Origin of the sequence: Paraburkholderia dipogonis (genome assembly GCF_042680985.1) — a bacterium.
GTDB classification, from domain to species: Bacteria; Pseudomonadota; Gammaproteobacteria; order Burkholderiales; family Burkholderiaceae; genus Paraburkholderia; species Paraburkholderia phytofirmans.
Genome location: NZ_JBHUFR010000027.1, coordinates 133946 through 145930, shown reverse-complemented (window position 1 = coordinate 145930; position 11985 = coordinate 133946). Strand labels below are relative to the sequence as shown.

Here is an 11985-nt window from a genome sequence, read left to right as displayed (position 1 = left end):
GATAGACGGTTAGTTGCGAATTTTCTCGATATCCAACGGCGTGGGTGAGCTTTTGCAGGAACAGTGTAGATGAGCGGAACGGGTGAGATCGCTCCGGGCAATGGCAGAGTGCCGTTCCCGCAGAGATGCCCGTTCTGCTAGCGTGAACGCAGTAGTCGCTTCTGAAGCAGCGTGCGTAGATCGCGGCGCGTGTCGGTGACGACGTGAATGTAAATCGTGTCGTCGCGCACCTCGTAAATTACCCGGTTCTGCCCGCTCAACGCTTCGCGGAAGTTCAGACCGCCGAAATCCGAAAGCTCCGCCGGAACATAGCCGCTCTGCGGGAACTGCCGGATATTGGCGAAGGTGACGGCCAGCTGTGCGGACGTTTGCTTCCAGGTCTCAGCACCGAAACTCCGGAGGATGTAGCGGCGCAAATCCTTCGTATCTTCCTGCGCATCGTCGAGAATCCGCAGCTTCAAACTCGCCTGCCCCATCAGCCGATCTGCTCCCTGCGATCAAGGTCGTCGAGCTCGGCAAGAAACGCATCGGCGTCCCTGAATTTCCCCTGCTCGATGTCCTTCTGGCCCAAGGCCAGGATCTTGAGGAGCGCCAGCGTCTGCTGGGTCTCCTCATAGCTTCGCACATCCTGAACGACGAGCTTCGCCTCGCCATTCTGCGTGATCAGCAACGGCTCGCCAGACGCCGTCAGATCCTTGACGATCTGCGCCGCGTCGCTTTTCAGGTAACTGATTGGCTTTACGTGATCTGCCAGCCTCATGTCTGATCCTTAGCGAATTCCCAATGAAAACCAAATATAGACTAAATTCAGCCTCACTGGAAGTTCCGGATCAAGGAGTGAAGACTACCGCCGCTGGCTGTACACATTGAAGGAGTTCGTCGAGCGTGCGACCGTGGGCTGAGCAAGCTGTACTGGCAGATCGGCCACGATATTCTTGTGCGTCAGCAGAACCAGGGATGGGGAGCCGGCGTCGTCGTCCAGCTTGCGCGTGACCTGAAGGCCGCCTTGCGGATATGCGGGTTTCTCGCCACGCGAACTGAAATACATGCGTGCGCTCGCTCCAGGCATGGCCGGACCCGGAATTTGTGCAGCAGCTTGTTGCACAATTGCCCTGGTTCCACCTTTGCACCATGCCAGACAAAGTCAAGAACCCCGTTCAACGCGACTGGCACGCCGCCGAGCCGCTCGAACACGGCTGGTCGAGCTCCATATCTCGTCGCACAGCTCGAAACGCCTGCATGGGGCCGTGGCGGCAACGCTGTCACGAATTTCGCCAACCCGTTGCCGCCTCCGCAATCCGATCTGGCCACGGGCGCAGTGATCGGCACGGGGCGGCTGCCCGATACGCGGTAACTGTGATGGCGCCCCTGTCTGCCGGGGCTTGTATGCGTCTCGTGCTTGTCGAGCCCCCACGAGTAGGCTCTTTTGGATCTCCCGGTGCAGAAGGCGCACCCTTCTGATCCACGCCTATCCACCTGCGCTGCCCGTCGCGCCAGACTGCCGCTTCGCTTCAGCAACCAGTTCCCTGAGCGCCTCGATACCAGCATCCGTGAACGCGGTTACCGAAACCAGCTGTTCAGCGGGGACGTCCAGTTCGTCGATGATCCCGAGACACCCGTCCTCCGGCTCAAGGTTCATAGTCGCCAGTTCGTCCAGCCAGTCCTCCGACTCTCCGAGCATCTTTGCGACACAGGAGATCGTATAGACAAAACTCGGTGCTGCCATCGCACTAGCCTCCTGGTTTCATGGGCATCCAGCCTTGTTCTGTCGTTGTTCCCCAGTCCCCGACGTCCATCTGTGCGCAGTTTCTGTCTTGTGCCGAGAGCGGCAGGTTGACGTGCCTTGTATGACCATCGCCTTCGTGCGCGGAATCGAGACGACGCTACAAGCCCGCTTTCGTGTCGAACCTCCCCAATCCTGAACGCGATTCCCGCCCTCGCCCGCTCGCCTCCGATTGCCGGGCAGCGCACTCTGCCACGCGCAGATCCCGGATTCGGCAACCTTCTGAACCCGTTATTACGGCGCACACCGCTTCGCGATGCATCGCCAGCCATTGCGCGTGCGAACTGCCTCCGCCAGGATCGCCAGGTATGTTCCGTGATCGACGCGCTCATCCGGCGGCAACTCCGACGCCTTGTGCCGTTCGAGCGCCGCCTTTCGGGACTCGCCATCCTCCGCCATCGCAAAAATGCGGCTGTAGGCCTCACACGCGTAAGCAAAGGTCTCTCGATGAGGGAAAGCGATGTCGAGCGGCGTTGGACAGTGACGGCGCTCAGGCAGACCGATCGCTGTGCGGCGACAATTGTGCAGTACGTGTGCCGCCTCATGCACGACGTAATTTGCAAACGGATCGGTCTGGTCGAAGTACGCGAGCGACACGTAGCACGTGGCGTCCTGGCTTAATCCGACCAGTTCGTCGGCCTGCGAGCCGAGCCGCTGCGCGCCCAGGCTATCCAGATAAAGATTCGCAAGGCGCCATGCGGTGGACAGCCACGGTTCCCTGGTGAGCACGTCGACGATATTGAGCGGTGTGACGAAGACGATCCCCTTTGCGAGCGCGTCGAGCACGCAATCACGTTCGTGCCCGGTGAATAGTCCATGCACCATGGGGCTGAGCTTATCGCGCAGCCATGGATCAATCGGCTCCGGCAAGGGCGCCGACCGCTCGAAACCACGTGCCCGACGCAGTGTGGCTTCCACAAGCGCGGCACGGAGCCGTTGCGTGGCGCCCGTCGCGATATCAACCACTGTGTGTCCCGGCCAGCCCGCAAAGAAGCCGTCGTAGTCGCCTCTTGTCAGATAGCGCCGGACTTCAGCTTCGATCCACAACGACGAACCGACTGCAGGCATGCTCATGTCCTGCTCCTCATTTCGTTGCCGCCTCAATCAGCAGGGCTGTGACGCACTCCGCGCCGATGTCCATCATAGTTCGGCATCCATTCCACAGTCTTCTGCCTTTCGGAAGGCGCAATTGATCAAAAATCCACGGTAGCGCGCCCATCACCAGCGACCCAGGACACGGTAACTGCCGACACATGCTACGCGAAGCCGCAGATTCTGACGTTTGCTTACGGATGCATGGTTCATGCGCCGGCAATCGACATCGGGCTCATCGCGTCGCCTGATTAAACAGCCGCGGATCCAGCGTAAAGGGTTCGGCGTTGATGACCTTGACGCCGGCCAACTCCGGATGACTCGGGTTCGGCAGCAGATTGAAATCATTTGTGGAGACGACCGACGGTCCCCGGACCGCCAGCTGCTCGACCACTCCAGCCATTGCCGGCCAGGCGTGCTTGTCGCTGTAGGCTCGCGCCTCAGGTCTGCTGAGCTTTCAAACAGCCTAGGCTACGGCGCCCGTCAAGTCTCCACGAGCTCGAGCCCGTTTTCGGCGCACCATTGCTTCAGCGCGCTTTCGACAGAATCGGCTTCATACGAATACCAGCGCTCGAGAACGCCTTCACGCTCCAGCAAATCCTTGAAACGCGCATACGCCCCTTGCCGTCGGAATAATGCATCGACCTTGTCGTAACATGCAGGCAACTCTTGCGCGATAAAACGCAATGCGAGACTTCTTCCGAGATGGAGCTCGTTCCTGTGCGGTATCGCAAGGTAGCGATCTGAGGTTTCGAGGTCGGCAGGAGTCTCCTCGTTGAATGCGTCGCTGGCATCGCAAGTCCAATAGACTTTGCCCGTATCGAGCGAGACATACGCGTTATGCTCCGCTGGCGCCGCGTAGCTGACGAAATCGAACGCCGTGGAAAGATCGTCGTACGTGACTGCGACCATGGCTCTACACCGGTAGTGTTGTAACGTCCGAGCGGCCAGGTTGGCACCGCTACGGGGCGGGGGTTGGCCGCCCGTTTCGCCGCATTTGCACCGCGACTCAAAGCTCTTCGCTCGGGTCAGCGAGATCGAGCCGGAACTGCCATCCTTCCATGCTCATGAGCATTCGCCCAAGATCATCCCACGAGACCTCCTTGCCGTCGACCACCACGAGTGGCAAGTCTCCCGCCTGCGACTCATCCCATTCGATGCGACCGCGCACCGTGCTGTCAATGATCTGGTGCTCACGGAAATCGATGTGCCGGACCGACAGTGCACGACGAACCTTTTCAACGAGACGCCCAAGCAGCACGAACGCATCGTCGTCGGCCTCGCCGATCAGCTGGAACCGGTAGCCGGTCGGCAATTCTCCGCAAAGCTCGAAAGCATCCAGAGCAACCCGGTCGCACAGGAGCCGGAGCTGAAAATGGAACTGATGGGACTCCCCGAGGCAATCGATCATCCGGATGGGATCAAACCGGACGTTTTCGAAGTCGGAGAGTCCGGTGGACCTGGCAATCCTCGCATTGAAGCAAAGAGTGCAAAGCAACTCATAGCTGCCGCCGCTGGAGCCGCAGTGTATGGCGTCCCAAGGCGGGGTCTGGTTACCACAGTGTTCGCATCGCTCGTGTGCCATGACGCGCCTGCTGTAATGGTTCTTCCCACGATCGCTGGGAGGATGGGTTCCGCTTGTCGTCTGCGGCACTGTTCGTTGCACTTTGGCGGCGACGGGCAGCACGACTAACATGCAATGGCGTACGTGGGGATCGGCGGAACAACTACTGCTATTGTGACAGGGTCTGCAAGCGCTTGCCGGGGGCGAGGAGCGCCGGACCGGCGTCAAGCGTCTTCGGGCGGGCGACCGGGATGGAGACACGCCATCCATGATCGACGCGCTCGGTGAAGTCATCAACGCATGACTCCCGCATACGAAAGCGAAACATTCCTGGGCTGGCCCCCACAGAAGAGTCCGTGCCTGGCGCCGGCGCAGGGTGAATTAGCGTACTGCGCCTGGCCACCAAGCTCATTGACATCCGGGCTGGCGTCCATGCAGACGAGCTACAGGTCTCATATGTCCGGGGCTTTGAAGCCGGCATCACTTCGCCCCATTAAAATAGGAATGCGAATTAAATGCTGATTTCTTTTATGTCAAATTAAGTATTTTGCGAAAAAGGCTTGATGTCGACCCGTTGGTTTGCATAATTTTGTTCCCCCCTTGTCCGTGTAAAAACGGTTGCCCAGCCTGCGCCGTTCTCCACCTGCATCTGCTTTTGTGGGTATTCCGGAGCATCGTGACCGACGATTCCGGATGAGCGTGACGGCCATTCCGGGCGAACGTGACCGATTTCGGAGGGCTTCCGGAATCATCGGTCACGATGCCGGAACGGCGTTGTACGGCACAGGAATGGTGTTACGCATATGAGCAACTGAGTGGGTACGCTTCCAGCTTTTTCGTCTTGAGACGGGGTAAGCGTACTTTTTGTGCGAAATCTGGCGGCTACAGGGTGCCGAGCCGCTTGCAACAAGGCTTTGCAGCCGATGGGATTTCGCGCGCGACATGCGAAAACACAAGTCCCTGATATTTCGGCTGTTTTCTTGTCTTACCGCCACTTTTGGCACGAAAAGGACGGATACCCCTTGACAGAGAAGCGGCGAAAAAAATGTCGTTGGTCGTGCCTGCAGACGGACACAATCAACGACGCGAACTCCAACTGTCATCTGGTTTGGCAGACTCGCTCGAATTTGATTCGCCGCTGCAGGTATCAAAGTTCAGGTACGCCACCACCTGCCCGAGACTGAAGAATGCGGGATACTGAACCCCATTCGTCACTCCCCCGCGGAATCCAGTACTAGGATCGGGAGGGCAGTTAAGGGCTCCAGTCGAATCGACCGACGAACGTTGATCGGATAATCGCCGTGATGACTTTCTCATGATCAAGCACCTTTTAACATGCACTTCTTGACGTCGCTCGCATAAGAATCCTCCGAACCTCCGCGACTTCGTTACAGCGGCGGTGTCCTGTTGAGTCAGCCTCTGCACTGAGATTCAATACGAGGAAATCCACAATTTCACGAGACATACATCGAGAAGCTCATCTGTATGTTCCTGGGATCCGGGGGAAACACGCGCCACGAGCCATCGTGATGGCGAAAGAAGAACATACCCTCGTCGTCCGGCGAGTTCAGCAGCACGACGCGCACGTACCGTCGCGAGTGAGCATCGCTCAGACGAGAAACGCGGGCCGATTTGTGGGCGGCAGCGCCCAACCATTTTTCAACGACCGCCCGCAACGACACTCTCAACTGTTCCATGACGCCCTCCATCCCGACCATACGACTTATCGAAGCTCGAATCTGCATGTTATGACTTAGCATATCGACGGCAAGGTTGCGTCGCGTCCACCGAAAGGATGAGAAACGCGCACGAGGTCGTGCGAATAGCAAGCGTGCTCGCGGGGGGCCTTCATCGAAGCAGAACGCAGCCAGCGAACATATCGCCGACTGCGTCTCTATCCAACTGCCTGCTTCGAACAAGCTCAGTCTTTGTGGCTGCGCCCGAGTCGCTCGAACACTTCCGGCTTGGCGCGCTTGAAGTATTGCGCGAGCACGATCCCGAACACCTGAACGCCGATCAGGCAATAGAACATCCACACATATTGGCCCGGATCGCCGCCTGCCAGCACATCGAAGTGAGCGGCGATCAGGACCACCAGCGCGATGAAGAACAGCGAAGAAATCGCTGGCGCGACGAAAGACTTGAACACGTTCACGCCCTGCGCCTTGCCGCTACGCACATACCATACGAGCGACGAGATGCTGACCACGGCCATCAGAAAAACAATGCCGGCGGTGCCCACGCCCGACAACTGACCGTACAGGAGGTCGGGTTTCGCGCCGAGTGCGATGAATGGCACGAGCACGCACAGCACCATGATCGACACCGTCAGCGAAGCAAGGTAAGGCGACTCGTGTTTCGCGTGCACCTTGCCGAGGAAGCGCGGCAACGCACCGTCGGTGCCGAGGTTGTGCATATAGCGCGCGAGAACGTTCTGGGTCGACAACGCGGACGCGAACGCAGAGATCAACACCAGACCCGAAACGAGCGTGTGCAGACGGCCACTGACGAAGCGTGCAAACGCATCGGGGAACATCGCGGCGGGCGTCTTTGTTGCGACATCAGCCGTATGGCTGCCATAGGACAGAATGAGTGCGTACGCGCAGATCGTGTACACCACGCCGATGAAGATTACCGCGCCGTACGTCGCTACAGGAATGGTCCGATCGGGTAGGCGCACCTCGTCACGGAACAGCGCGGTCGCTTCAAATCCCATGAAGAAGCCAACGATGAACAGAATTGAAAACGGCACGCTCTGACTCTTCGAAAGCTCGCTCGGCGAGAACGGCGCAGTGGCCGAAATATCGCCACCACCGCCCTTGACAAACACGAAGAACGAGAACGCAAGACAGACCACGATTTCCAGCAACATGATCCACGTCAGCACCTTCGCCGACAGTTCGACGTGCAGATAGCCGAGAATGCTGACGACCAGCCAGCAGCCGATGGTCGGCACGTACCACGGAACCGTCGCGCCGGACAGTTCGTGTATCAGATCGGAGCACGAAACGCCGAAGAACGACGTGACGCCTGCCAACAGCAAAAAGTATGACACGGCCGCCAGAATTCCGGAGCCGAGGCCCGTCGATTTGCCGATGCCGAAGCTCACGAATGCATAAAAATCGCCGGGCCGCTTCACGATGTTATTTAGCGTGACATAGCCGACTGAAAAGAGCAGCAGCACGACAGTCGTAACGCAAAACAGCAACGGACTCGCTACACCACCGAACATCAGCGCGAAAGGTATATAGCCCGATACCGTCGTAAGCGGCGCCGAGAATGCGAGGACCATCAGCGCGAGGCCGATCGGCCCCATGTTGCCGGTCAGCTTCTTCCTGGATGTTGGCGCCGCCAAACTCACGTCTTGCATATTCATATCCATCACCCCACTCCTCCATCGTTTCCGTGAATACCTACAATCTCGATTGGCAGGTCCGAAAGTTCCTGTTCTGGCTGGCCGCGCAGCACTGCAATGTGTTGTGCTTGAAACCACGCAATTAAGGATCTGCATGCTTAGCTTGACTATTTGTCGCCTAGATGCATCCCGAGATGATCGTCCTTCGACAAATTGGGGCAGTCCAATCGCTATGCATGATTTGGCGAGATAAGCGTTGCTTATCAGAAATGCACCACGTTGAACGATGCGGACGAAGAGAAGGCCGGAAGCCACGTCAGTCAAGGCGCTCGGGGAATCGATGATGCCGGCCCCAAGGCCCATTGAAGTGACGCGTATGGGTACAGCGCGATAGTGGCGAAGGGAAAACCCCGACCAGCTGAGCGGCTTGTCGAGGTCTCACCGAGATAATCGTACGCAGAATTAGTCCTAGATGATACAAAACACCTTCGAATTACTTACGAACGTGTTTATCGGAATCTCGCGACTCATTTGGGATGTCCTGCTTGGGGCGAAGAGAAAGAATCAGCGCTGCTGGCGATTGATCTGGTTTGAAATTGCCAGGAGAAAACAGTGTCAATCCCAACCTTCCAGACGCAACGTCGAGCGTACCAGACGCCGCTCCTCCTGCTCGATTTCAGAAAGACTCTCGCGCACGCTCTTGATGTGCTGTTCCGCTGCGCGCCGGGCCTGCTCCGGTCGGCGGCCTATGATCGCGTTGTAGAGCTTCGCATGCTGACGATCGATCTCGCGCTTCTGCGGTTGACGGTGATAAAGGTTATTCACCGATGCGAACACGGAACTCAGCATCAGGTCGTTCAACATGCCGAGTGTGTGCACGAGAACTGGATTGTGCGAAGCCTCGCAAATTGCCTGATGAAACGCGTGATCCAACTGCGCATGTTTAGACGCATGGGTGTCCGTCGCGTTTGCGCCGCTCATGTCCTCATACCGCCGTCTGATCAGAATGTGATCGGCGGGCGTTGCACGCAACGCAGCGAGCCGTGCGGATTCGGCTTCGAGCATTTCGCGCACCTCCAGCAGATCGTAGAGCGTGCGCGGTTGTGAGCACAGCAATTGCAGCATCGGCGCCTGCGTGGGTTCCGCGGTAAGTTGGGCGACGAACGAACCCTTCCCATGCGCCGTGTCGATTACGCCGCGCGCGCGCAAGATCTTCAGTCCCTCCCGCAACGCCGTTCGCGACACGCCCAGCTTTTCCGTCAGACGCCGCTCCGACGGAAGCGTTTGTCCCTGTCGAACCACACCATCGACAATGAGTTGCTCGATGCGCTCGACGACAACGTCAGCCAAGTGCCGCTTTGCATCCGTGTTCACGGCTCACCCTTCCTTGCTGGTATTACCAGTGACTTTTCCCGCACTCGCAGAATCCTGCGTTTTACATTAAGCCGACTTTACAACGAGTTGCGTCGTTTAGATCGGACCTACATCTCAAAAACTGGTAATACCAGTGAACAATCGGTTCGACAAGCTGAATCCGGCAGGCAAAATGCAAAGAAAACGCGGCACCGCATCGATGCCCTCGAACCAGAGACGCAAATGACCTATGCCTATGACGAGCACGTAGACGGCCCGCTGCTCACGCATGACAAAGCCACGATCGTGCGCGAGCTGCAGGGGCTGATGCCCGCGCTCAAACTGCTGCATGCGACCGAAGACCTGCGGCCATTCGAGTGCGACGGCCTGTCGGCTTATCGGATCACGCCGATGCTCGTCGCGCTGCCGGTGTCGTTCGACGAGGTCGAAGCGATCCTGCGCTACGCGAACGAACGCGGTGTGCCGGTGGTGGCGCGTGGCGCTGGCACGGGCTTGTCTGGCGGCGCGCTGCCACTCGAAAAAGGCATCTTGCTCGTGATGTCGCGCTTCAACCGCATTCTTGCCATCGATCCGGAAGCGGGTACAGCACGCGTGCAACCCGGCGTCCGCAATCTCGCGATCTCTCAGGCAGCCGCACCACATGGCCTGTATTACGCGCCCGATCCGTCGTCGCAGATTGCGTGTTCGATCGGCGGCAATGTCGCGGAGAACGCGGGCGGCGTGCATTGCCTGAAGTACGGCCTCACCGTCCACAACATTCTGAGCGTGGATATCGTGACGATCGAAGGCGACCGCCTCACGCTCGGCGCCGAAGCACTCGATTCGCCCGGCTTCGATTTACTCGCGCTCATCACGGGCTCGGAAGGCATGCTCGGCGTCGTCACCGAAGTCACGGTCAAGCTGCTCACTAAGCCACAAAGCGCGAAAGTCTTGCTCGCAAGCTTCGACGATATCGAAAAGGCGGGCGATGCTGTGGCCGGCATCATCGGCGCGGGCGTCATTCCAGGCGGCCTCGAAATGATGGACAACCTCGCGATCCGGGCAGCCGAGGACTTCATTCACGCGGGTTATCCCGTCGAGGCCGAAGCGCTGTTGCTCTGCGAAGTGGATGGTGCCGAATCCGATGTGGCCGAAGACTGCGAGCGCGTTGCGTCGCTGCTGCGCGATGCCGGCGCAACCGATATCCGCCTCGCCGCCGACGAAGCCGAACGTCAGCGTTTCTGGGCGGGACGCAAGAACGCGTTCCCCGCTGTCGGCCGCATCTCGCCGGACTACTACTGCATGGACGGCACCATTCCGCGCCGCGAGTTGTCGCGCGTGCTGCGCGGCATCGCGCATCTGTCGGTGCAATATGGCCTGCGCGTCGCCAACGTTTTTCACGCCGGCGACGGCAACATGCACCCGCTGATTCTGTTCGACGCGAACACACCCGGCGAGACCGAGCGGGCCGAAGCCATCGGCGCGCGCATTCTCGAACTGTGCGTAGAAGTCGGCGGCAGCATCACCGGCGAGCACGGCGTGGGACGCGAAAAGATCAATCAGATGTGTGCGCAGTTCAACAGCGACGAACTGACGTTCTTCCACGCGCTCAAGTCCGCTTTCGATCCATCCGGCATGCTTAATCCCGGCAAGAACGTGCCGACGCTCCACCGTTGCGCCGAATTCGGTTCAATGCATATTCATCACGGCGCGCTGCCTCATCCCGAACTGGAGCGATTCTGATGCGACACGGTCCTCTGTCTCTCGACAACAGCAAACAGCTCGTCGAGCAAGTGCGCCATGCGCTCGCCCATAAGCGCGTGCTGCGCATACGCGGCGGCGACAGCAAGCATTCGCTGGGACGCGCGGTCGTGGGTGACGACATCGACACGCGCTCGCATCGGGGCGTAGTGACGTATGACCCGAGTGAACTCGTCATCACGGCGCGCGCGGGCACGCCGCTCACGGAAATTGTCGCAATTCTGAACGACGCAAACCAGATGCTGCCCGCGGAGCCGCCGACGTTCGACGGCACGGCGACAGTCGGTGGTGCAGTGGCGAGCGGCTTGTCTGGCCCACGCCGCCCGTGGGCCGGTTCATTGCGGGACTTTGTGCTGGGCTGTCGTGTCGTGACCGGTGAAGGGCAGCATGTGCGCTTTGGCGGACAGGTCATGAAAAACGTCGCGGGCTACGACGTGTCGCGCTTGATGGCAGGCAGTTTCGGATGCCTCGGGCTCCTTACCGAGGTGTCGCTGAAGGTATTACCGAAGCCACGCGCGTTGGCATGCGTGAGCATCGCGATGGACGCGAGCGAAGCCATGAGTGAGCTTTCCGTATGGCGCAGGGCCGCATTGCCCGTCAGCGGCGCGTGCTACATCGATGGACGTCTTCACGTGCGACTCGAAGGCGGCGAAGTTTCCGTGCGCGCAGCAGCGGACCGGGTGGGCGGCGAAGCATCGGAGACGTCGTTCTGGGCGTCGCTGCGCGAACATCGTCTCGCCTTTTTCGACGATACCAACGATACGCGCGCGCTCTGGCGCGTATCGTTGCCGAACAATACGCCGCTCGTCGCATGGCCCGGCGATGTGCTGATCGACTGGGGCGGCGCACAACGCTTGCTCAGGAGCGATGCGAGCGCCGCCGAAATTCGCAACATCGCGCAAGCGCACGGTGGCCACGCGACCTGTTACACGCCTGCCGACGATGTCGAACCGTTTCATCCGCTGGCGGCGCCGCTCATGCGCTATCACCAACGCCTGAAGCAACGTCTCGATCCGCACGCCGTGTTCAATCGCGGCCGCATGTACGCCGAATTCTAAGTCACTTTCCGACCTGACC

Annotated in this window: 13 protein-coding genes; 3 read left to right on the top strand and 10 right to left on the bottom strand. The window is 59.3% G+C overall.

Features of this window, described 5'->3' with window-relative positions; translation table 11 throughout:
* Positions 1–137 precede the first annotated feature (137 nt).
* Positions 138–461 (bottom strand): type II toxin-antitoxin system RelE/ParE family toxin, encoded by a 324-nt coding sequence (locus ACFSNN_RS31515; RefSeq protein WP_244323199.1) that lies wholly within the window; start codon positions 459–461, stop codon positions 138–140.
* A 14-nt stretch (positions 462–475) separates the two neighbouring features.
* Positions 476–760, bottom strand: a complete 285-nt coding sequence (locus ACFSNN_RS31510) for a type II toxin-antitoxin system Phd/YefM family antitoxin (protein WP_134465888.1) — start codon at positions 758–760, stop codon at positions 476–478.
* Between the two features lie 290 nt (positions 761–1050).
* On the opposite strand from ACFSNN_RS31510, the gene ACFSNN_RS31505 reads away from it, so the two are divergent.
* Positions 1051–1461 (top strand): DUF1016 N-terminal domain-containing protein, encoded by a 411-nt coding sequence (locus ACFSNN_RS31505; RefSeq protein ID WP_377765083.1) that lies wholly within the window; start codon positions 1051–1053, stop codon positions 1459–1461.
* Positions 1462–1468: 7 nt separating this feature from the next.
* On the opposite strand, the gene ACFSNN_RS31500 is transcribed toward ACFSNN_RS31505, so the two are convergent.
* The 8 genes from ACFSNN_RS31500 to glcC all read right to left on the bottom strand — a co-directional run bounded on the left by ACFSNN_RS31500 (position 1469) and on the right by glcC (position 9168).
* Positions 1469–1726: a hypothetical protein gene (locus ACFSNN_RS31500; protein WP_134465889.1), complete on the bottom strand. Its 258-nt coding sequence runs from the start codon at positions 1724–1726 to the stop codon at positions 1469–1471.
* Between the two features lie 291 nt (positions 1727–2017).
* The gene (locus ACFSNN_RS31495; RefSeq protein ID WP_134465890.1) at positions 2018–2857 is read right to left on the bottom strand and encodes a hypothetical protein; all 840 of its coding nucleotides are present in this window, start codon (positions 2855–2857) and stop codon (positions 2018–2020) included.
* A gap of 253 nt (positions 2858–3110) precedes the next feature.
* Positions 3111–3278 (bottom strand): hypothetical protein, encoded by a 168-nt coding sequence (locus tag ACFSNN_RS31490; RefSeq protein ID WP_377779202.1) that lies wholly within the window; start codon positions 3276–3278, stop codon positions 3111–3113.
* An 80-nt stretch (positions 3279–3358) separates the two neighbouring features.
* Complete coding sequence (locus ACFSNN_RS31485) at positions 3359–3787, bottom strand: UPF0158 family protein (RefSeq protein ID WP_134465891.1); 429 nt, start codon at positions 3785–3787, stop codon at positions 3359–3361.
* Between the two features lie 97 nt (positions 3788–3884).
* Positions 3885–4571, bottom strand: coding sequence for a DUF7713 domain-containing protein (locus ACFSNN_RS31480; RefSeq protein WP_244323201.1), 687 nt, complete (start codon positions 4569–4571; stop codon positions 3885–3887).
* Between the two features lie 1322 nt (positions 4572–5893).
* Entirely contained in the window at positions 5894–6136 is a 243-nt protein-coding gene (locus ACFSNN_RS31475) for a hypothetical protein (protein WP_377688782.1), read from the bottom strand.
* Positions 6137–6360: 224 nt separating this feature from the next.
* On the bottom strand, positions 6361–7821 hold the full coding sequence (locus ACFSNN_RS31470) for an APC family permease (protein ID WP_166799437.1): 1461 nt from the start codon (positions 7819–7821) through the stop codon (positions 6361–6363).
* A gap of 588 nt (positions 7822–8409) precedes the next feature.
* Positions 8410–9168 (bottom strand): transcriptional regulator GlcC, encoded by a 759-nt coding sequence (gene glcC / locus ACFSNN_RS31465; protein ID WP_134465893.1) that lies wholly within the window; start codon positions 9166–9168, stop codon positions 8410–8412.
* 222 nt (positions 9169–9390) lie between these two features.
* Here glcC and glcD point away from each other — a divergent pair, with 222 nt between their 5' ends.
* Together glcD and glcE are read left to right on the top strand one after the other, a co-directional pair.
* Positions 9391–10890: a glycolate oxidase subunit GlcD gene (gene glcD / locus ACFSNN_RS31460; protein WP_134465894.1), complete on the top strand. Its 1500-nt coding sequence runs from the start codon at positions 9391–9393 to the stop codon at positions 10888–10890.
* The gene (glcE, locus tag ACFSNN_RS31455) at positions 10890–11966 is read left to right on the top strand and encodes a glycolate oxidase subunit GlcE (protein ID WP_134465895.1); all 1077 of its coding nucleotides are present in this window, start codon (positions 10890–10892) and stop codon (positions 11964–11966) included. The genes glcD and glcE overlap by 1 nt, the downstream gene beginning before the upstream one ends.
* Positions 11967–11985: the final 19 nt, after the last annotated feature.